The sequence below is a fragment of the Planktothricoides raciborskii GIHE-MW2 genome (genome assembly GCF_040564635.1).
GTDB classification, from domain to species: Bacteria; Cyanobacteriota; Cyanobacteriia; order Cyanobacteriales; family Laspinemataceae; genus Planktothricoides; species Planktothricoides raciborskii.
In genome coordinates, this window is sequence record NZ_CP159837.1 from 5,254,242 (window position 1) to 5,275,784 (window position 21,543).

The following is a 21,543-nucleotide window of genomic DNA, read 5'->3' on the forward strand; positions in this document are numbered from 1 at the left end:
TGTTCTTATCATCTGTTCTTATCCTATGAATGCAACCGATTTGGCCTTTTCCCCGGCACTGGAACAAGCGCAACTGATTCGCCGTAAAGAAATTTCGCCCATAGAGTTAACCCAAGTTTATCTTGATCGCATTGAGCAACTAAATCCTCAACTGGGGAGTTATTTCACCGTCACGGCGGAACTTGCCACTGCGGACGCGATCGCCAAAACCGAACAACTGACCACCCTTGACCCAGGCGAACTGCCGCCATTTTTCGGCGTCCCCATCAGTATTAAAGACCTAAACCCCGTTGCCGGTGTCCCTTGTAGCTACGGGGTCGCCGCCCTGCGATCGCAAATTGCCGGTCACGATGATGGGATTGTCCAACGACTCAAACAAGCGGGGGGCATCATTTTGGGCAAAACCGCCACTTCCCAACTCGGCAGCCTGCCCTATACAGAACCGCCCGGATTTGCCCCAGCCAGAAATCCCTGGAATTTAAATTATACTGCCGGGGGTTCCAGTGGCGGCGCCGCTTCCTCCGTAGCCGCTGGCTTATGTGCGATCGCTCAAGGATCTGACGGCGGCGGTTCCATTCGCGGCCCTGCGGCTTGCTGTGGCGTCGTCGGCGTCAAACCGTCCCGGGGTCGGATCAGCTTTGCCCCCATTGGGGACTGTCTCAGTGGCATTGCCACCAATGGATCCCTTGCCCGCACCGTGACCGATGCCGCTGCTTTCTTGGATGCCGTCTCCGGCTACGTCACTGGCGATCCCTACTGGTTGCCAGACCCCCATCCTTCCTTTCTCGCCGCTGCCACCGACGCCAATCCGGGCGGCCTCCGCATCGCTTTTGCCAGCAAGATTCCCCCTGTCGGTCAAGCTTCCCCAGAATTACAGCAAGCAGTGCTAACCACCGCTCAAATACTAGATGCCCTCGGTCATACCTTGGAACCAGCGGGATTGGATTTTAGCGGCTTAATCGAACCCTTTGTCACGGTGTGGCAAACCAGTGTGGCCTTTTTTGGCATTCCCCCTGAAATCCTCCAGCCGATGAACCAATGGCTGCTCGATCGCGCCAATGCGGTCAACAGCGGTCAATACTTACAAGCGGTTGCCCAAATGCAAATCGTTGCCCGTCGATTAGTTGCCTTTTTCGAGCGCTATGATGCCTTAGTCCTGCCAGTGTATCTCCATCCCCCCATTGCCATTGGTCAATGGGCTGACCTCTCCCCCGAAGCGATTTTACAAAATGTAATTAATTGGGTGGCTCCTTGTCCGCCCTTTAACGCCACCGGGCAACCAGCGATCGCCCTGCCAATGGGCTTTGATGCGGTGAATGTTCAGCAAGGTTTGCCCCTGGGAGTGCAAATCATTGGTCGCCCTGGGGCGGACTCCACCTTATTGGCTTTGGCGGCACAAATAGAAGCGGCGAAACCTTGGCACCAACAGCGACCGGCGATCGCCAATCAGTAATCGGCAGTTACCACCAAAAATGCCAAAATTTGACGAGCATAAGCCAAAAATGACTAAAACCGGCATCATTGCATCGGCATGGTAAAATAAAAGCAATTACCTAACCCTGGGGTTGACTCAACCCAAAAGCGTCCTCCATAACTTTCCACAATCTTGCGGCAAATTAACAAACTCATGCCCATAGATCGGTCTTCTGGTGATTCATCTAGGTACGGAAAACTGGCAAAAATGTTTTCCAAATCTTTGGCCGCCATGCCGATGCCATTATCTTGAATCGCCAGCCGCCATTCCCCATGAGTATTGGGGTTTTTTTTGCCTATATCCGGCTCAGAAATCCGCTCAGAAACCCGCTCAGAACTGCTGGGCAGATTCGCTTCTGGCTGACATTCTCGATACTCAGCAAATACTTTAATTTCCGGGGAGACTTCTGCACGAGTAAACGTCAAAGCATACCGAAGTAAATATTCAAATAACTGCTTAATTTTTTTTCGGTCTCCCCGAATATTTGGTAATTTTGAATAAGTAATAGTTGCCCCGGTAAGTTGAATTTCTGTGGCTAAATTTTTCAGGGTTTCTCGGAGAATCGTTTGACAGCTAATCGATTTTAATTCCAGGGAATTATAGGGGGCGATCAAGCAAGCATAATCCACCAGATAATTGATTAGCTGTTCCATCGCCAGAGTCGCTTGGAAAATCTGGTTGGCATGATGCGGGGCATCCAGGGGTGGTAAATATTCCGTTTTTAGGCGTTCTAAATTCTGGGCAATTAAGTGCAAAGGGAATTTAATCTCTTGATAAATTCGGGCAATCCAGGTAATTAGTTCATTGGTTTCTTTAATTAAACGATTATTAATTTGGGATAATATCTGATTTTCTTGCTCTAGTTCCTGATTTTTATGCCTAAGTTCTTTTTGATATAAACTAATCTTAATTTGATTTTCTATTCTGATCAAAATTTCAGAAAAATAAAAAGGTTTAGTAATATAATCTACGCTCCCGTAGCTCCAAGCCTTCACCTTATATTCAATATCATCAAGAACCGTTAAAAAAATTACGGGAATCTTGGCCGTTTTTTCACAAGCCTTTAACTGTTCACACACTTGATATCCGTCCATGTCTGGCATGATAATATCCAGCAAAATTACATCAGGAGGTTCTTCCATAACCGATTTTAAAGCGATTTGTCCATTTAAAGCTTGACGTACTTCATATCCTTTTTGAAGTAATAGATTTGATAAAACTTTCAAATTGTAAGGAGTATCATCAACGATTAAAATTTTGCCGATATGTTTTTGCGGGTTCATCTTGGTTATTTATTTTTTCGGGTAATTTTCAAAGTGAATTTCAGAGTTACTTTGAGAGTGAATGAAGATGATTTGACTGTTTCATGGGTAAAATAATTCTAGACCTTGCCCCGGATCCCAGGGTAGGCAATCAAGATTTCCCTGGTGTACTTCTACCACAATTTGATAACTAATGGAATGGACAATCCTAAGCCAGTTCCCTTCACCACTGCCTTGGTGGTAAAAAATGGATGAAACAATTGTTTTCTGACGTTTTCAGTCATTCCTGGATCCTTATCAGCAATGGTGATTTGTACTCAGTGGGCATCAATTAATTCTGTGCTAATCTCAATCGTCGGTTGAAAGCATTCTGACTGGTTACGGCAGACTGGATCGTCAATCGCAACCGGGGATGATTTTTGCTTTGGGTGAGTTAAGGCATCGATATTGCATCCCCAACGCTTCGCGAACGCCTTTGTCAAAATATTAATAAAAACTTGGTTAACTTCTCCAGCATAGCATTCAAGGGAATTTGTTGATAATTTTTAATTACCTGAATTATGGGGCGATCGCTCTCCCGATCGTAGAAGCGATGTTGCCAAATCATCAAACTACTTTCCAGCGTGAATATCCACTTTCTTTAACTTTGACTCACGCCAGAAAAAACTCGTAAATAATCAACAATTTTTTTAATTCGTTGACCCCCCACATTCATCCATTGCCAAATTTTTTGAAAATCGTCTGAAATAAATTACCAATCAATTTATTCGGTTGTACAATGGTTTTTGGCGTATTTGGCAAAGCTGCTTCATCAAGCTTGACTAACTGTAATAAATCGGCAGGATAATAATTTATATGACTAATATTACCTTGAATAAAATTTACTGGATTATTGATTTCGCGATCGATGCCCGCCACTAACTGCCCCAAGGAAGCGATCTTTTCAGTTTGAATTAACTGGTTTTGCGTCTGTTTTAGTTCTTGCAAGGTTTTTTATAAAAAAATATTTTTTTCTTTCTACGTTGGAGCGATCGCAGATTTAGCTGATTTTCGATTATTAACAGCACATCCACAGGTTGAAACGGTTTAGTAATATAGTCTACCCCACCACAGCTAAAAGCTTTCACCTTATCCCCCAACTCATCCAAACCACTAATAAAAATTACCGGAATCTCAGAGGTTTTGGGATTTTATTTTAACTTTTGGCAAACTTCATAACCATCAATGCCCCACATTTTAAGATCCAGGAGAATTAAGTCCGGTAAAATCTCACTAGGTTTGGCTAATGCCGTCAACCCATCTAAGGCTTGGAAAACTTCATACCCTTTTCGTTGCAAAATTCCCGCCGCCAAACGGATATTATAAGCCGTATCATCAACGACTAAAAATTTTTTTCACTGAAAATTACCTGTTAAATTGTCATTCATGTTGCATCATATATTCAATATAAAATTAATTATTAAAAATTTAAAAAATAAGCAAAAAATAAAAAGTTAACCAGATAAATTACAGTTAAATTAGCAGTAAATATTAAATTTTAGCCTCATCGTTCGCTGCCTAATCAGCACGGTTGAATCAAAATATCCGGGAAATGCTTCAATATGGCAAGTGATATGTAACAATATAACAATATATTGGTTAATATTGCTTCTATTCAAGAGCGATCGCTCCAAACCCATTTTTCAGGGCGGCCTCTGATAATTTTCCCAAAGGTCTAATCATCAAGCTTTGTCGCAAGTTTAGATAAAATCCCCGATGCTGTTATTATACAAAGATAAATGGCGATCGCACCCATTCACAGCTTTATTGCCGTTTTGTTTCTTCTTGAAAAATTAGCGAGTTTTCAGTTATGTGTGCACGTGGCATAGATGTTTCCGACTGGCAGGATCCAGTAAACTGGCAGGCCGTGGCCAACTCTGGCATGGCCTTTGGTTTCACCAAAGCCACTGAAGGATCTAATTTTGTGGCGGAGACTTTTAATCGCAATTGGCGCGATATCAAGGCTGTTGGTTTAGCCCGGGGAGCCTATCACTTTTATCGACCCAAACATAGTCCCCAAGCCCAGGCGGACATCTTTCTCCGCACGGTTAAATTAGAGCCGGATGATTTGCCCCCAGTATTGGACATTGAAACCACCGATGGGATGCCCAACGGCACAATTATCTCTGGGATTACCCAATGGTTGCAAATCGTCGAAAAAGAAACAGGGCGTCAACCGATTATTTACACCTATCCCTACACCTGGGAAATCTTCGGTAATCCTACCAGTTTTTCTGATTACCCCCTGTGGATTGCCCACTACACCACCGCCTATCAACCGATCATTCCAGCGGGATGGGATGGTTGGACTTTTTGGCAATACACCGATCGCGGCCAAGTCAATGGCATTGCCGGAGGGGTGGATGTCAACTGGTTTAATGTCTCCCGACAAGGGGCCAAAGGATCTCATGTGGCCTATATTCAAAAAGTTTTAAATCAAAAAGGATTTTATTCAGATTCCGTCAATGGGATTTTCAGCGATCGCGTCACCCAGAGTGTCATGGCCTTTCAACGGGCGATGAATTTAGTCGTAGATGGAGTCGTGGGAATTCAAACCTGGAGAGCCTTAGTTTCTCAGATCCAACCGCCCCGACCCACGCCGACGCCTGCCCCTGCGCCAGCACCTGCCCCTGCCCCTGCCCCTGCCCCTGCGCCCACGCCCGCGCCTGCGCCTGCGCCCACGCCCACGCCCGCGCCGATCATTGGTTTGTTAGATGTTTGTCGTTTTTATCGCAATTTGCCCAACCAAAACTATGCTTTAGACTGGCTGCACCAACAAGTATCCGCCTCAAACTTGAATGAATTCGCCCGTCGGTGGCGCAATGATCCGGCATCAGCGTCTCCTCGTCCAATTCATCTGGCCAATGTTTTCAAGTATTATCAGGGACTACCGCATCAAGAAAATGCTCTGTTGTGGCTCCAAAATCAACTGTCTCGGGATATTCTCCAACAATTTGCCCGTTTGTGGCGATCGACCAACACCCAAGCAGTGAGTCAATCAACCCCAATTCGCTTAAGCGATGTGTGCGAATATTATCGGGGGTTAAGCAATCAACAGCAATCGCTCAATTGGCTGCAAGCACAAATCCCCAGCTTTACCCAACAAGAATTTGCCCGTCGCTGGCGCAATCAAACCACTTTTCAAGGATCGACCATTAGTTTAATCAATGTCTGCCAATTTTATCAGGGCCTGCCGCATCAATATCAGTCTCTTCTGTGGTTACAAAGCCAAATTAGCACCTCGGTGTTAGAGGCATTTGCCCGTCGCTGGCGAGGTTAGGCGTGGTTAATCGCAGTTAATGGTTGAATCACGATTAACCCTGATGAATTCACCGGCTGCGATATTGCATCCGCAACGCCGAAGCGCGATATTGCATCCGCAACGCCGAAGCGCGATATTGCATCCGCAACGCCGAAGCGTGATCGCACAAAATAGCGCTTGAGTGGATTGACGCTGTTTAGTGGTCTTCTTGATTGGCGCCGATCGCGATCGCCATTCCTTCCCGGGCAAGGCAACTATTGGGAAAAGCTTGCTGCACATCGGCTTCCACCCGATCCAAAAAGTCATCATCATGGGCAGGATCGTGGTGAAAAATCACTAACTTTCTCACATTCGCCGCTAAAGCAACTTTGACTGCTTCTTCCCAAGTGGAATGACCCCAACCCACTTTCGAGGTTTTGGGATGGTAGTATTCTTCATCGGTGTAGGTGGCGTCGTAAATTAAAACATCCGCATCCCGGACTAAATGCAAGACATTTTCATCGAGGCGATCGGCATAATGTTCCGTATCCGTGCAGTAAACCGCCGTACCGCGATCGCTAGTGACTCGATACCCAATTGCCTGACCGGGATGATTCAATAAACTCGTTTCGATGGTTACATCGTCAAGCTGAATAATCTCTTGGGGCTTAACCGTATAAAACTTTAAATCTGACTGCATTCCTTTCAAAGGAATAGGAAAATTAGGATGAAGCATCTGGTCAGAAAGACGCTGTTTCATCGTATGTCCCGTGGGCGCCATTCCCCCATAAATATGGAAGCGATTCCCCGGCACAAAAGCCGGAACAAAAAAAGGAAATCCTTGAATATGATCCCAATGAGAGTGAGTAAAAAATATATGCGCTTCTACGGGCATTTGTGATAGCAAGTTTTTACCCAGTACCCTGATGCCTGTACCGCCATCAAAGATCAGACGTTTACCGGCGACCTGCATCTCCACACAGGAGGTATTGCCACCATAGCGAACAGTTTCTTTGCCTGGGGTAGGAATGCTTCCTCTTACCCCCCAAAAACGGACTAAAAAATCAATGGAAGTGCTGGTTTCCATACTGGCTTTTCCATCAAACTGTTGTGGACGATGTGCCAAGGCTGAATTAACCCAGCCTCGACCAGATTTACTGGGGATGGGGATGCTTGCAATATATCCCCCAAGACCTTGACTAATTATAAATTTGTTCTGGTTGCTCAGTGGGGACTCCGGAGAGTTTCACCCACCAAAATCAACCCACTCAAATCAACCCGTTCAAAAACCCAAATTTTAACATTAATCATTTGTAGCCTATCTTAAAGTGAAATATCTGGCTAGAAAAGCTGACGTTATCAAAAAACCCTGTCTTTTGTTTCCCGACTCAGAGGCAGGAAGCTATCTTGGTGGGATTAATTGCCAGTCCGCTACCTGCCCCTGGGCGATCGCTACTTGCTACCGGCTCTTGTGTACTTTTCCACCAGGGGGGCTACTTGGTCAATATCTTGCCAACCCAGGATTTCTGTCACCTTTTTCTCAAGATTTTTATAGGTTCTAAAGAATTCGGCAATTTCGTCTAAGCGATGCTTGGCTACATCTTTTAGGGATGTCACGTTGGCATAGCGGGGGTCTTTGTCGGGAACGCAGAGAATTTTTTCGTCGCGATCGCCTCCATCAATCATTTCCAGCATCCCAATCGGTCTGGCGGTAATCACGCATCCTGGAAAAGTCGGCTGATCCATCAACACCATGCCATCTAAAGGATCTCCATCATCGGCCAAGGTATTGGGGACAAAGCCATAATCATAAGGATATTGCACCGAAGAAGACAGCACGCGATCCAAGGCGAATGCGCCCATCTCTTTATCGAACTCGTACTTATTTTTACTCCCAGCGGGAATTTCAATCAGAACATTAATCAGACCGGGCTTTGGTTGAGCGGGAATCCGCGATAAATCCATAAATAACTCCTTTTTTTACAAGTAAAATCTTGCATCGGCCAGACCGCGATCGGCAGTTTGACTGGCGTATCCACACCGTTCCCCTTGCGGAGGGCGAGGGAATCACCGTCAGTCATCCTACCAGAAACCATCCCTTCACAGACGACTGAAATTAAGAGATTTCCAAATTTATCGATCAATATCGATAAATAATTCGTAATTAGCAATAATTTACTCTCAAGGACTCCCGGATACTCCAAACCGCGAGGAATGTCCCGGAAAAACCTCTCCTCAAAAAAACCCGGTTTTTTGAGAAACCGGGTTGCCTGATTTTTTGGATAATTTCCCAATTGTGGGAAATTTAATATTTTCTTAAACAAAAATGATATTCAAGGGAATCGATCAATTTTTATCCAAGTATTCTAGTGGGTTTAGGGAGCAAAACCCGCTCTAAAAAATGTTTCTGACATCATATTTATGCCCTCTGAGAAATTGTGAACCGGCATCACTTTTCCAAGGTGGGAATCTGATATCGACCTTCCCCAAAAGTTTGACTATCTGCCTGAGAGTAATAGCCAATTACCCATAACGGCAAGAGTAAAGTCAATAGCGCGATCGCCATCCCAAACAGATTTTCCCACCTCTGGGAAGGTTGTTCACTAGATCGGACGGAGGATTCACCTGATTGCATAACCTGGTTAATTGTTAAGGATTATATGAGTCTGTTGCATAGTGATTATGATTATAACCAACTAATCACTACTGCATTGTTTATTTTGAACTTATTTAAATTGCCAGAAGTTCCTGGCTGTTAGCTTTCACCTTGGGTATTGGTGTAGCTAAAATTATTAAAAATGATTTGTTAATATCCTATCATAAACTTATATCATAAACTTGTGAAGAAGTTGTGAAGCGCGATCGCCCATTTGCTGTTGATTGATTATTGGTTGGTGGTTATTGGTTGGTGGTTATTGGTTGGTGGTTATTAGTTATTGTTTAGGAGATTTATGCGGCAAACCACAAACAACCACCAACGAATAATAAATAGCAAATAACTAATAACTGATAACTAATAATTAATAACCAATAATTAATAAATAATTATTTAACGAATCGTCACCTGAGAACGGAGGAGAATCACCCCAGGTGCATCCACCATAAAGACCCAAAAACCGCGATCGCTCAGAGTTTGCAGGACTTTTTTCGCGGTATTTTGGTTGTCGGTAAATTCGGCTAACAAATAAGGACGTTGCTGATAGGAGACAAGACCGACGCTCTGTGGTAATAATTGCTGTAATTCTACGGCGACTTGGGGATTGTTAAAATAATCGACTAACACCGCATATCCCTGACGCAAGGGTTGAGGATTGTATGGTTCACTTACCGTGCGGATTCTAGGTGGCATACTGGAATCATCCTGGGGAACGGCAACAAAGGCAGATAATCCGAAATTGGTATTAATATATTGAGCCCAATTACTAGCTGCGTTGATGCTGGGAAACCCCTCAACTCTGAGCACCACATCATCTAAATACTGACAAGCGGTAGCGATGACTTGTGGGGGCAGGATACCCATCACTTGCTGCTGAGTTTCATTGCTATTCGTGACGATTAACAGGAGGGACTCACCAAATTTCGGCGGTTGACAAGGGAGAAACCCCGCCCCGTTTGTGTTATTGGCTGGGGCTTTTGTGGGTGTGAACCATGCCGCGATCGATAAGACCAAAGCACCGAATCTTTGTAAATATGGCGATCGCCTGCGATAGAAATTTTGACTCATAGCCGAATTAAGCCACCTTTGTGGAATCTTTGATCATTATATTGACTGTTGACGGATCCGGGCGAACGCAAGAACGCCCCTACAGACCGGCGAAACATAACCAATCGACCCATGTCAAGGAGAAAACAGCGATCGCCCAATGCAATAGGTTAAACTCAAAATCGCCATCTCGATCGAGGTTATATCCAACATGGCTTTAGAGCACCAGACAGAAACCTTCTCCGCTGAGGAATTACAGGGAGGATCGCCGGAAATGCATCATAACGGCGATTCTCTTCGGGATAGCTTCGCTTCACGACCGTCCCCCAGCAACGGAGAAACCGCTTGGACAATCGAAGACAGCGAAGAACTGTATAGAATTAAAGGCTGGGGAGAACCCTATTTTTCCATTAATGCCGCTGGTCATGTCGCCGTTTGTCCCAGAGGCGATAACAGTGCCTCTTTGGACTTGTATGAACTGGTAGAAGCGCTGAAACAGCGCAATCTTTCCTTGCCGTTGTTAATTCGGTTTTCCGATATTTTACAAGACCGGATTGAACGGTTAAATGCTTGTTTTGCCAAGGCGATCGCCCGCTACAAATATCCGGGAATCTATCGGGGGGTATTCCCGGTTAAGTGCAATCAACAAAAGCATTTAATCGAAGATTTAGTCCGCTTTGGTCATCCGTATCAATTAGGACTAGAAGCTGGTTCTAAACCAGAATTAATGATTGCCTTAGCCTGCTTAAAACATCCTGAATCTTTACTGATTTGTAATGGGTACAAAGACCGAGAATATATTGAAACCGCGATGTTAGCCACGCGGCTGGGTAAAACGGCAATTATCGTCATTGAACAGCTTGAAGAAATCGAAACCGTGATTTCTTTGAGTAAATCTTTAGGCATTAAACCTGTGGTGGGAGTTAGAGCCAAACTCAGCAGTCGAGGGGTTGGTCGTTGGGCAGAATCTTCGGGAGAAGGGGCGAAGTTTGGCCTAATGATTCCAGAAATTATTGCCGTGGTAGATCGCCTCTCAGAAGAAGGAATGCTAGATAGCTTGCAACTATTGCATTATCATATTGGTTCGCAGATTTCTTCCATCAGCGTGATCAAAGATGCCATCCGAGAAGCCAGCCAAATTTATGTAGAATTGGCCAAGTTAGGCGCTAACATGAATTATCTGGATGTGGGCGGTGGTTTAGCCGTGGATTACGATGGGTCTAAGACTAATTTTCACGCTTCCAAAAACTACAATATGCAAAACTATGCCAATGATATTGTGGCAGAGGTGAAGGAAGCGTGCGAACAAGCAGAAATTTCTGCTCCTGTGTTAATTAGTGAAAGTGGTCGGGCTTTGGCTTCCCATCAGTCGGTGTTAATTTTTGATGTACTCGGCTGTAGTAATGTGAACACGGAACCCCCGGAAAGAACCGGAGAAAAAGAACCTCTAATTATCCGCAATCTTTACGAAACTTATCGCGATATTAACCCGGAAAATTACCAGGAAGCTTATCACGATGCGATCCAGTTTAAAGAAGAAGCCATTAGTATTTTTAACTTTGGTTATATTTCCTTACGCGATCGCGCCAAAGCGGAACAACTCTATTGGGCTTGTTGCCGGAAAATTGATGAAATTGTCAGCCATCAAAAATATATTCCCGATGACTTAGAAGCCTTGGAAAAAAACATGGCATCGACCTATTACATCAATCTTTCCGTGTTTCAATCCATGCCGGATAACTGGGCGATCGATCAACTATTTCCCATCGTCCCCATTCACCGTCTAGACGAAGAACCCACCGAACGGGGAATCCTGGCTGATTTGACCTGTGATAGTGATGGCAAAATCAATAAGTTTATTGACTTATTAGATGTGAAAACCGTCCTAGAATTACATCCTCTGAAACCCAAAGAACCCTATTATTTAGGCGTGTTTCTCAGTGGGGCTTATCAAGAAATTATGGGTAATTTACATAACTTATTTGGCGACACTAACGCCGTGCATATTCAGCTAACCCCCAATAATAGCTATAAAATTAAGTATGTGGTCAAAGGGGACACGATTACTGAAGTTTTAGGTTATGTGCAATATGATGCGGAGGATATGATTGAAAGTATTCGCCAACAAACGGAAGATGCTTTAGAAACTGGGCGGATTACTTTAGAAGAGTCTCAACGTTTGTTACAAAACTATGAACAGAGTTTAAGCCGCTATACTTATTTATCCCAGTCCTAAATTCCAGTCCGATATCTTGTCCTGAGTTTGCCAAGCTAAACGTCAATTTGTCTGGGATGATTATTGGTATGGGAATTTATATCAATTGGTTAATTCATATAAATTCCCATAGCCATAATCGATGGGGATTACTTATGTTCGTTTTTGAGAATTTCCGCGATCGCCTGTTGTTCTTCTGGTGGCTTTGCCAGGGGACTTTGGCGACTATCGGTAATTAACCAGTCTAATGCCGCAGCTTGCATATCAAAGGACACACCATGTTTATCCACACAGTAACGACCAAATACCAATTTTTCGATTAAGCGCACATTGGGACCTAAACGGGAATACTCAAAAATCACGCTATTATCAATCGTTGCCCCACCAGAAATATGACAACTTGGCCCAATCATAGTTGGCCCGATAATCGTAGCGCCATCTTCAATTTTAGTCATCCCGCCAATATACACCGGGCCTGTAATATCTACTTTGTCTAAATTCATCGCCACATTTAAGCCCGTGTAGATCCCAGGGCGAATTTCTTTCCCCGGAATGGAAACATTTTTCACCTTGCCCGCTAACACATCCCGAATTGCCTGCCAATAGTCAGGGACTTTGCCAATATCGACCCATTGAAAGTCCATTGTTAACCCGTAAAAGGGTGCTTTTTTGGCCACTAATTGAGGAAATAAATCTCCGCCAATGTCATATTCGACCCCAGAGGGAATGTAATCTAAGACTTCAGGCTCAAAAATGTAAATCCCGGTGTTGATATCGGTACTGAGGGCTTCTTCAACCGGGGGCTTTTCTTGGAATGCTTGAATCCGATTATTTTGATCGGTGACGACCACCCCATAGCTGGAGACTTGATCTTTCGGCACAGATTTCATAATAATTGTGGCGATCGAGCCTTTTTCTTTGTGCCACTTCACCGCAGCAGTTAAATCCAAGTCAATCAGCGCATCTCCACAGAGCACCACAAAGGTATCATCAAAATAGGGATAAAAGTCTTGAATCCGGCGCATTCCTCCCGCTGAACCCAACGCTTCCCCGATTAGTTTTCCTTCAACAATTCTCCCTTCAAAAGAATAGGCAATTTGCACGTCAAAACGGCTACCATCGCGAAAATAGTTTTCAATTTCATTCGCCAAGTGACTGACGTTTACCATGATTTCGTTAAAGCCATGTAAACGTAACAGTTCTACTAAAAATTCCATCACTGGTTTAGTTAGGATGGGAATCATCGGTTTAGGAACGGTATAGGTAATGGGGCGGACGCGGGTGCCTTTTCCTGCCGCCAAAATCATTGCTTTCATAGGCATCTGTAGTTTAAGAAGCTAGGGTCAACTAATTGTATCAATTAGCCGTGGTAACCTTTTCAATATACTTACTACTTGAAATTAGGCCAATCAGTAGTGGACATCATGGAAAACCTTTTCTGGGGAAATTTTTCCTGAGATTGAACAGTTAATTTACATAAATTAATTGAAAAGTTTTCTCTCCTTGTGGGACTCAGGATGGTTTGGGTTTCCTGGTTAAAGAGAAAAGCTAGGGGGCGATCGCGATCGCCGCAAATAATACTCTTAGAAACATAGAAATGTCCCGTCTCGGAGAGGGGACACTGAATCAATCTAAATCCAATCTAAATCAATCTATAGTTATTTTAAATGTGCGATTCGTTCCCCTCCAAAGTGGAAGCAAAACGGCTGAAACGTCGTGTGGGTGTCGGTTTGAGTAACGAATAGTCTAAGCCGATGAACGGCTCCACAAACCCTTATAACTGTGGTGAAAGTTGTCCAATAAGGAGGACAATACCCGGATTTCCTGGAATTATAATTACATTCCAGGGGTAATAGGCAAACGCCCGTCCTGAACCCTCTTAATCACTAAGTAGCGAAACTGGTTGATCCGCTGCGTTCAAAATGGATAACATGGGGAATAAGTGGGTAATTATTTGATTAACCCACAAAAGTCAAAGTAAGCAGTAGACAAGGCTTTGATATTGAAGTCCTAAAAGTACCCAGGGGGATAGGGTGGACTATTAGCTAATTATACCCGAAACCACGGAACGAAGTATCCCCCCCTATTGGCTCTCAAAGCAATTTGAGTAGTGATAAGTGTAAGGGCAAGCCTTTGTGGGGGTCAGATGTATCCAGAAGCAAAAGACTGGGGTAATGCCTGGTATATGCAGAGGGGATACGGCGGTAAAGTTAGTCCTAACATGGTTTACCTGAATACGTTATCAGCCACCTGCAAGGGTAGGAATAAATTAAAACATTCATTGTGCGTACAGTGAGCGAAAGCTGAGTGGGTAATTGCCCCCAAGATGCATTTGAATGCAATACATCGAACGGCCTGAACCGAACCATCAAGGCGGCATCGTCCCACGGGTCAAAGTGAGAAGACTATGCCAAACGGGATAGTGCAAGCTACCCTAGTAGGAGCCAAGTAAAGCGAGTACCGCCCGGAGCGGCAGGGTCGTGAAAGTGGCACGTTCCGTTTTGAATGGGAGGTCAGAGGAGCGATTCTCTGATCTACCCCTACTAAAAATGTAAAAATGAGACATTTAATCTCTGTTAGTAGGGGCGTCCAAGCGAACCTCTCCTACATAGGGGTTCGCTTGGACGCCCCTACATAATTGTATTAATCTTATTTGAAATAACGATAAACCAATCTAAATCAATCTACATCAACCAAAAAAAACAAAGTCTGGGGCAATTTTTCCCGAAACCTTCAGTCAAGCCGATAGGAAACAGCGGATCTCTCGGAGATTTCCGCTCGTCAGACCGATGGTCGATCTCCGAGATAGCTCGCAAAATTTATGTATTTTATATGTATTTTAACTGTCTTACATTGCCTGTAAATTCATGGAGATAGAAATCGAGCGAATTTTTAAATCCTGGTAAAATTCTTCCTGACAGAGCTCAACTTTCGACTGTGCCGACAGCAGCAACAGCGCCCAGAAAACCCCTACCCGGTCATAATGTTTGTGGGATCCAGGATTTTTGTGGCTGCCATTGGCCGATCCTTGAAAGTTAGAAATTTTCCATCGCTCCACTAAATCATCAATTTCTAGCCAATCATCATTGTCGGTTAACTCGTGCCACTGGTCAGAAAGAAATTGATCCAAGGCTTTGGCGACTTCCGCAAGATTTTCTTGGGTGGCAAATTCACTCAGCGCCCGCACCGCCGCTTTAGATTGAGCTTTATTGGGTTTAGGGCGGTTGGTGCTGCGCTTGGGAGTATATTCTTCCAGGGTTTGAGACATCAGTTGTAGCTGATCGATCAACTCTTGTAAGGTGACGCGGCGTTTTTTTGGCACGGGAGCCACGGCCCGACGGCGGAGTTGTTTCTCCAGTCTCAAAGGCATCAGGGAATTTTGCTCATCAGCATCCAAGTCTTCGACCTCTGCTTCGGGAGATTCCTCTTCGTCGGACAACGATTCAGCCCTCACCAGGTTATCCGCTTTGAGTAATACCAACATTGAGGCATATAAAAAAGCTTGTCCAGACCGAGATAGAGCGACTTCTCGCTCCACTTGACTGGCGTCATGTACGGGCACCAGTCCACTTAAGTATCGGTCAATTACATCAATGACTTGCACATCCCAGGGATCGATTTCTCCCTGGTTGGCCAAGTCAATTAGTAGTGCGATCGCATCTTGCGCCAGAGAACCACTCATATTTAACCCAAAAAATACCTGCGAGCAGCAAAGAAATAATTTCAGAACATATGGATATTTTCGGACTGCACGGAAAAATCTTTCTTCCTCCCTTGATTCCCGCCAATCTTACCCGCCAATGAAAGCTTTGTCATCCATCAGATATCTGACAAACAGATATCTGACAAAATTGGCCTGTCTGCTGCCGACGATTGATTGCCTCGGACACGAAGTCCGCGATATTGCATCCGCAACGCCGAAGCGAACGCCCCTTGACCGGAAAAGTAATGCGGTATGGCGGTTGAGCAAAAATATTCTCTCTCGGTTAGGGGGTTAAAGCAGAGGTGGCACCAATATGACCGAATATGACCGAACCAGCACAATCCGTGATTAGTCCAGGTGATTCACTTCCTTACTTTATCCCATTAGGGGTAGATGGGGAAATCGCTCTCCCCACCTCCCATTCAGAACCCAGCGTGCCACTTTCATGGCACTAGGCTAGGCTCCTACCCACGTTGACCCCTTACATGGGTACGACTACCAGAGTGGTAATTCTTCCTCCGCCCTTGGGCGCTTCCGCCATATCTTGACTTTAAGTCGTGACAATGAGCATGAAGCAATTGCAGGTTTTTGTATTCATCCTTTCCGCCTTGGCTTCTAGGAATGATATGGTCTACTTCTAGCAGGTCGCTGCTTGTGAAGTATTGTCCGCAATATGGGCATTTACCCTTTTGCTGAAACAGCAATTTTGCCACTCTCGTAGGGGCTTCGATGTCTTGTCCTCGCCTGGTACTCCAGTAAAACCAGTTTCCGTCGAATGGTGATTTGTCAGGCTTGACTAGGGTATGTCGTTTGATTTCGACATCCGCGTGTTTCCATAGCGTCAGTCCGTCTTTTGTTGCAAACGTCCATTTGCCGTGTCTACCTTACCAGTCATGCTATATCCCAAAATCTGCCGTTAAGCCTCGGGGCATATACCACAAAATTTTGGGTCAACTTGACTATGCAGAAGAGTTGCCGGAAAACTTTGGGGACTGTCGGTTAGTTCTTGTCCGCGGGCAGTATTATCTGTGCGTCCCCTCATCCGGGCCTACCACCCATCAGCCCGACAACCAAGGGCGGGTGGTAGCCTTAGACCCTGGAGTTAGAACATTCCTAACCTTCTTTTCTGAACAGAAAGTCGGGAAGATAGGAGAGTCAGATTTCTCCAGGATTCAACGTCTATGTCATCACCTCGACGATCTGATTTCTCGATTTAGCTGCGTAAGCGCCCCGCAACGGCGGCGGATGAAAAAAGCCGCTGACAGGATCAGGGTCAGGATTCGCAACCTGGTAGATGAATTGCATCCGCATTGCCGCCAGATTTCTGGTAGACAACTTTGATGTAATTCTCCTGCCAACGTTTGAGACTTCAAATATGAGCCGCAAGGCCACAAGAAAAATCCGCTCAAAGACTGTGCGGAATATGCTTTCATTTGGGCATTACCGTTTCGAGCAATTCCTGAAACATAAAGCAACAGAGCGCGGGTCTCTGGTGGTGGATGTCTGTGAAGCGTACACCAGCAAAACGGTTAGCTGGACTGGTGAGATTCGAGCAATTGGCGGGGCGAAAACGGATACCTTTTTGCTAACTTTCATTAACAAATGCAAGATGCTCACTCATCCAGGGCGTATCTACCAAAGCCCGCAAGAATATCCCGCGAGCGCCATTTACGTCTCGATCCATCACCTTTCCATCAAGAGCCGACTTAATGGGTCATCTCGGTAATGCTTACGAATCATTGCCGGGGATGTGTCCAGCAACGCGGCGATCGCCTCTTCCGACATCCCAGACTCTAACCAACGATTCTGGGTAGTGTGACGGGAATGGTATGTTGGGAGATACTCGCTGATTTCCCCGGCATCTACCAGTGACTCAACGACCGGCTTAAATATCCGATTGGTAAAATTGTCAATGGTGATATACCAACGACGGGGTGACGGAAAAACCAGATCGGGGTAGTGAGGCCGGTTGATAGTTTTTAGATGACGGGAAATTCTTGGCTCACGGTGAATCGTCTCTTTTCTGGGAATTGCCATGATTAAATCTGCCAGTTCTGAGTTAACCGGAAAAACCCGTGGTGTATTTTTGCCGTTGCGATCTCCTTTACTAGGCTTGAGAATCCCATCTGTATAGGCACGGTCAAAGTAAATCTTGATAGGCCGGTCCCGTTCCCAGACGATTTGTTCCCACTCCAGAGGGATCGCCAGTTGCGGTCAGGCCCCGGTTAGAAACAGAAATTTTAAAAACTGACCATAGTAAGAATGCTTGATATAGGCATAGGGTGAGGTAAAGCGGTCAGTGGCGATCGCTTTGAGAATTGTCATGGCTTCAGAGTCAGAGTAAGCTTTACCAGATTTCTCAGGATTTTCACACTGACTCTTTAAAATGGCTAAATCACGGCTATAAGGATTTTTTTCCCAGATGTCTTGTTTTACAGCCCAATTAGCGCAAGCGGATATCTTTGTGTAGTAAAAAACCAAGGTGCTTGGTTTGTAGTGCTTGGTTAAGAAACTCAAAAGTTCTTTAGAATTACTTAATCTCAGTAACTCTGGGTCAACTTTTGTGAGCATTTTGTCAACGCGGGGATAAGCATCTGTCAGGGTTGTTTCTTGAACTTTCCCTTGCTGAGTTTTGAAATCAACAAACTTAACCCAAGCATCTAGCAATGATGGGATTTTTGGCGCCACGGCAATTTTCAACCCAGGGCGATACTTTTGCAGTGTTGGATCGAATGCCGGTGGTTGTAATCCTAGAAAATCATGTTTAATATCTTGTCTAATGATATCTGCAATTTTTTCAGCCTTACGGCGGTCCCGTCGGTCATCCCATTTAAGTGGCAAGGTCATCTCATAATTTTTCTGCTTACCGTCTTGAGTCAGTCGAAACCTGATAAATATGGACCCAGTTTTTTTGGGCTTAGGGGTGATTTTAGGAATCATATATTATTTATTAGGGAACAATGGATCTGACTCCGATAATACCCCAAGTGGCTATGAAGGTGGCGGTAACGGGGAAACAAACAGCTTACAACCTATATATAACAAGACTTGTAAAGAACTCCATGAAAAACTCTTTCGATCTCAACCCAGCAAAAACTCCTCCAGAACAACAGCGGCTTTATCATCACTGTACGACCATCGTTGACGAAAAATCTCCAGAAGAATTAATCGCTCTCATCCAAGCATTGTGGATTAATGGCACGAATTATCCCAATGAGCAAGTCGAGAGTGATCGAGATACTTTGCTATCTTATAAAGTCGAGCAAGAAGCGTTTAATATCTGTCTGTATAAATGTTGTCAAATTTTAATTGAAGCCTGGGAAAAAACACCGGCAACGGCAGAATTCATTCCCAAGCTAGTGGGTCTATTCACCGGCCCGGCAAATCCTGATGCGGACGCTTACTGGCGATCGCGCACCGCCTTACGCTTACATGAAAGGTTGCAAGCATTCCGTAAAAGCGAACAATGCCAATCTCTGCAACATTTCTTGGGACTTTTGCAGCCCCAGGAAATTACCGTCAATCAGATCGAAAATCAGCCATTACAGTCATTACTCTATCGTTATCCTTATTTATATCCTTATAGTGTCAGCAGTGAAGACAGCGGTTCTTTATCAGCAACATTGCGAAGACTCAAATCTAAAAAAACAAAAGAATTTGATACCAATTTATCCCAATATGTGATTTCTCAAGTGCGGCGATCGCTCCCAGAAGCTAACGAGCATCAAACCACCAAAAATTCCCTGAGAATTTTTAGTAAAAATAATCCCACCTTTCTCACGGACAAAGAACTCAATCGCGCCTTGCAAGAATATCTGGGCAAAGTAGACGGACATCCGAGTAATCGAGACTTAGCCCAAAGCTTCTCCAATTATCAACAGTCTAATATTAACTTTTATGGAGATTTCAAAAAACTCTTTTATCAATATCTAACCAAAACCCTCAATTCCAGCTACGGCATCCGTCAATTTAGTCCCCTGTTAGAAAAACACCTAGAAACCATTTTCCCGGCCAAAGCCGATGACCCAATCAGTGATTTTTTAAGTCTCAGAACTTGTACCGCTACATTACAATTTTTAGTGGTCGATATGACCCCGCCTTACAAGCACGTCATCTTTATGAATTTAATCTCTAATCTGGGGGCGATTCGCACCATGAGTTTACTGATGAAAATTATCTTAATTTGTCCTCAAGCCCGCCCTCAGCTAGAAAAGCAATTATGGATTTTATTTAAAAATTATGCAGCATCCCCTTGTCCGCAAGTCAAAGGACTAATTAAAATTTGGGAAAATTATAATGTAGCCCAGGCTGCTTACTTTGGCAAAGCGGATTTATCTTGGTGTTTACAAATTCCTCGGACTAATTAGTCCTGATTTCAGCCTACAGATATAGCGGTGGGCAACGGATGGGATAACGGATTGTAAATAATAATATCATGCAAAATTATGCAAATAATATCATTAACTCCTCTGTGTCCCTCTGTGTCTCTGTGGTAAAACCTCTAAGAGTGGGCAACGGATGGGATAACGGATTGTAAATAATATCATTAACTCCTCTATGTCCCTCTGTGTCTCTGTGGTAAAACCTCTAAGAGTGGGCAACGGATGGGCTGACTATTTTATTTATGCCGGAAATAGTGGTGGGCAACGGATGGGCTGACTATTTGATGGATGAAATAGTGATTGTCTGGTAGGCCGAAGCCCACATAACCTGGGTCTTGGTGTATTTGTAGGGGCGCTACGTCCAAGCGCCCTTACGTCCAAGCGCCCCCAGATCAGAACCGGATCCCGAGAATTCGGGGGGCGCCAGCGGGGGGCGCCAGCGGGGGCGCCAGCGGGGGCGCTTGGACGTAGCGCCCCTACATAAAATAACATCGTCGATTTCTCGTCATTAAATTTATCACCAAGACGTAGGGTAGGCATTGCCCACCCTACGAATCTAGTTAATAGGTCATAATAACTTTAGAAATAATTAGAATCAGCTTCTATGATGTTACTGCTATCTTCAGCGGAGTTAGAGTGAGTAAATTCCTCAATATTATTCTCAATCCCCTGACAAATTTTATCCAGGGGTAAATCATTATGGTCGTAACCAAAGGGATTTTCTATTTCTACGCCAATTTCCTCAATACCAAACAAAGCAAAACTGACAATAGCAACAAATATCCCTGTCCAAAAACCTAGTTCTTTGACCACCTGAAAGGGCAACATTAAACAATAGAGGAGGATCAGTTGATTCAGATGAATCACGTAAGCTGGGGGAATTGGTGTTCTCAAAATCCGTTCGCAACCGCCCACATTATCCATTAAACGAGTCATCAGAGTATGAATACTAGCCAGTTGGTTTACCGTTAAAAGACCTCGGTTGTATTCTTGCTGTAAATAATCCCCTAACCAGTGAGTAATTTTTAGGGGCATATTTTGAGTATGTTGCAAAACTTGGTATTGAGATGGGGAAACCCAAGGTTTTAACTCATCACTGGCAGCTTGATAACGGAGATGGAGTTTTTTCGCGATCGCCAAGGCTGGTAATAAACGTAAGGCTTGAATTTTGCGATCGCGATCGCCCGGTTCAACTTCCTTAATGCTGACCGAAAATTGCCAAGCTAAATTGCGGATCGTATTCACCGTACTGCCCCAAAGTTTTCTGCCTTCCCAAAAGCGATCGTAAGCGGTATTAGTTCTAAAAACTAGCAATAAACCTAAAACAATACTAGGAATTACACTGCCTAAAATCGGTTGAGAAACCGGCCATTGATTCAAGTAAAGAAAAGAAATCAGCAGGCCAAATGCTCCACATAATAGAGACCGTTTCCAAACTCCCCGCAACACAGAACCTTTCATGCTAAAAGTTTTTCTTAGCCAGATAGTTTTGGACTTAAAGGACATTTTTTTTTCCATAAAATT

General features: G+C 44.4%; 21 protein-coding genes and 1 pseudogene. 5 read left to right on the forward strand and 17 right to left on the reverse strand.

Going from position 1 to position 21,543, the window contains the following annotated elements:
- The first annotated feature begins 25 nt into the window (after positions 1 to 25).
- A complete protein-coding gene (locus ABWT76_RS22480) occupies positions 26 to 1,453 on the forward strand; it encodes an amidase (protein ID WP_054468125.1) in 1,428 nt (475 codons plus the stop codon).
- A gap of 65 nt (positions 1,454 to 1,518) precedes the next feature.
- Here ABWT76_RS22480 and ABWT76_RS22485 read toward each other — a convergent pair whose 3' ends face one another.
- From ABWT76_RS22485 to ABWT76_RS22510, 6 genes are all read right to left on the reverse strand, one after another.
- Positions 1,519 to 2,757, reverse strand: a complete 1,239-nt coding sequence (locus ABWT76_RS22485; protein WP_054468127.1) for a response regulator — start codon at positions 2,755 to 2,757, stop codon at positions 1,519 to 1,521.
- Between the two features lie 152 nt (positions 2,758 to 2,909).
- The gene (locus ABWT76_RS22490) at positions 2,910 to 3,020 is read right to left on the reverse strand and encodes a hypothetical protein (RefSeq protein WP_156331897.1); all 111 of its coding nucleotides are present in this window, start codon (positions 3,018 to 3,020) and stop codon (positions 2,910 to 2,912) included.
- 194 nt (positions 3,021 to 3,214) lie between these two features.
- Positions 3,215 to 3,343: a hypothetical protein gene (locus ABWT76_RS22495; protein ID WP_255353225.1), complete on the reverse strand. Its 129-nt coding sequence runs from the start codon at positions 3,341 to 3,343 to the stop codon at positions 3,215 to 3,217.
- Positions 3,344 to 3,447: 104 nt separating this feature from the next.
- Positions 3,448 to 3,723 carry a hypothetical protein gene (locus ABWT76_RS22500; protein ID WP_054468129.1) on the reverse strand — a complete coding sequence of 92 codons (276 nt, stop codon included), beginning with the start codon at positions 3,721 to 3,723 and terminating at the stop codon, positions 3,448 to 3,450.
- Positions 3,711 to 3,863 (reverse strand): hypothetical protein, encoded by a 153-nt coding sequence (locus ABWT76_RS22505; RefSeq protein ID WP_231636865.1) that lies wholly within the window; start codon positions 3,861 to 3,863, stop codon positions 3,711 to 3,713. The genes ABWT76_RS22500 and ABWT76_RS22505 overlap by 13 nt, the downstream gene beginning before the upstream one ends.
- A gap of 63 nt (positions 3,864 to 3,926) precedes the next feature.
- Entirely contained in the window at positions 3,927 to 4,073 is a 147-nt protein-coding gene (locus ABWT76_RS22510; protein ID WP_231636866.1) for a response regulator, read from the reverse strand.
- Positions 4,074 to 4,585: 512 nt separating this feature from the next.
- Here ABWT76_RS22510 and ABWT76_RS22515 point away from each other — a divergent pair.
- The gene (locus tag ABWT76_RS22515; protein WP_072160847.1) at positions 4,586 to 6,055 is read left to right on the forward strand and encodes a GH25 family lysozyme; all 1,470 of its coding nucleotides are present in this window, start codon (positions 4,586 to 4,588) and stop codon (positions 6,053 to 6,055) included.
- A gap of 178 nt (positions 6,056 to 6,233) precedes the next feature.
- On the opposite strand, the gene ABWT76_RS22520 is transcribed toward ABWT76_RS22515, so the two are convergent.
- The 4 genes from ABWT76_RS22520 to ABWT76_RS22535 all read right to left on the reverse strand — a co-directional run bounded on the left by ABWT76_RS22520 (position 6,234) and on the right by ABWT76_RS22535 (position 9,740).
- The gene (locus ABWT76_RS22520; RefSeq protein WP_054468131.1) at positions 6,234 to 7,103 is read right to left on the reverse strand and encodes an MBL fold metallo-hydrolase; all 870 of its coding nucleotides are present in this window, start codon (positions 7,101 to 7,103) and stop codon (positions 6,234 to 6,236) included.
- A gap of 365 nt (positions 7,104 to 7,468) precedes the next feature.
- Positions 7,469 to 7,981: an inorganic diphosphatase gene (locus ABWT76_RS22525; RefSeq protein WP_054468133.1), complete on the reverse strand. Its 513-nt coding sequence runs from the start codon at positions 7,979 to 7,981 to the stop codon at positions 7,469 to 7,471.
- Positions 7,982 to 8,465: 484 nt separating this feature from the next.
- A complete protein-coding gene (locus ABWT76_RS22530; protein ID WP_054468137.1) occupies positions 8,466 to 8,651 on the reverse strand; it encodes a hypothetical protein in 186 nt (61 codons plus the stop codon).
- Between the two features lie 414 nt (positions 8,652 to 9,065).
- The gene (locus ABWT76_RS22535; protein WP_054468139.1) at positions 9,066 to 9,740 is read right to left on the reverse strand and encodes a hypothetical protein; all 675 of its coding nucleotides are present in this window, start codon (positions 9,738 to 9,740) and stop codon (positions 9,066 to 9,068) included.
- 190 nt (positions 9,741 to 9,930) lie between these two features.
- On the opposite strand from ABWT76_RS22535, the gene speA reads away from it, so the two are divergent.
- The gene (gene speA / locus ABWT76_RS22540; protein WP_231636867.1) at positions 9,931 to 11,955 is read left to right on the forward strand and encodes a biosynthetic arginine decarboxylase; all 2,025 of its coding nucleotides are present in this window, start codon (positions 9,931 to 9,933) and stop codon (positions 11,953 to 11,955) included.
- A gap of 128 nt (positions 11,956 to 12,083) precedes the next feature.
- On the opposite strand, the gene ABWT76_RS22545 is transcribed toward speA, so the two are convergent.
- From ABWT76_RS22545 to ABWT76_RS22560, 4 genes and pseudogenes are all read right to left on the reverse strand, one after another.
- Entirely contained in the window at positions 12,084 to 13,250 is a 1,167-nt protein-coding gene (locus tag ABWT76_RS22545; protein ID WP_054468141.1) for a sugar phosphate nucleotidyltransferase, read from the reverse strand.
- A gap of 74 nt (positions 13,251 to 13,324) precedes the next feature.
- Complete coding sequence (locus ABWT76_RS22550; RefSeq protein ID WP_156331899.1) at positions 13,325 to 13,564, reverse strand: hypothetical protein; 240 nt, start codon at positions 13,562 to 13,564, stop codon at positions 13,325 to 13,327.
- 1,218 nt (positions 13,565 to 14,782) lie between these two features.
- On the reverse strand, positions 14,783 to 15,616 hold the full coding sequence (locus ABWT76_RS22555) for a segregation/condensation protein A (RefSeq protein WP_054468143.1): 834 nt from the start codon (positions 15,614 to 15,616) through the stop codon (positions 14,783 to 14,785).
- A gap of 485 nt (positions 15,617 to 16,101) precedes the next feature.
- Positions 16,102 to 16,518: pseudogene (locus ABWT76_RS22560) on the reverse strand (HNH endonuclease); the annotation flags it as partial.
- Between the two features lie 64 nt (positions 16,519 to 16,582).
- On the opposite strand from ABWT76_RS22560, the gene ABWT76_RS22565 reads away from it, so the two are divergent.
- Complete coding sequence (locus ABWT76_RS22565; protein ID WP_354634981.1) at positions 16,583 to 16,978, forward strand: hypothetical protein; 396 nt, start codon at positions 16,583 to 16,585, stop codon at positions 16,976 to 16,978.
- Positions 16,979 to 17,320: 342 nt separating this feature from the next.
- Here ABWT76_RS22565 and ABWT76_RS22570 read toward each other — a convergent pair whose 3' ends face one another.
- Together ABWT76_RS22570 and ABWT76_RS22575 are read right to left on the reverse strand one after the other, a co-directional pair.
- Positions 17,321 to 17,674: a hypothetical protein gene (locus ABWT76_RS22570; protein ID WP_072160849.1), complete on the reverse strand. Its 354-nt coding sequence runs from the start codon at positions 17,672 to 17,674 to the stop codon at positions 17,321 to 17,323.
- Between the two features lie 177 nt (positions 17,675 to 17,851).
- Entirely contained in the window at positions 17,852 to 18,484 is a 633-nt protein-coding gene (locus tag ABWT76_RS22575) for a hypothetical protein (RefSeq protein ID WP_354634982.1), read from the reverse strand.
- 215 nt (positions 18,485 to 18,699) lie between these two features.
- On the opposite strand from ABWT76_RS22575, the gene ABWT76_RS22580 reads away from it, so the two are divergent.
- On the forward strand, positions 18,700 to 20,004 hold the full coding sequence (locus ABWT76_RS22580; RefSeq protein ID WP_354634983.1) for a hypothetical protein: 1,305 nt from the start codon (positions 18,700 to 18,702) through the stop codon (positions 20,002 to 20,004).
- A 594-nt stretch (positions 20,005 to 20,598) separates the two neighbouring features.
- On the opposite strand, the gene ABWT76_RS22585 is transcribed toward ABWT76_RS22580, so the two are convergent.
- Positions 20,599 to 21,525, reverse strand: coding sequence for a bestrophin family protein (locus tag ABWT76_RS22585; protein WP_054468205.1), 927 nt, complete (start codon positions 21,523 to 21,525; stop codon positions 20,599 to 20,601).
- Between the last annotated feature and the right edge of the window lie 18 nt (positions 21,526 to 21,543).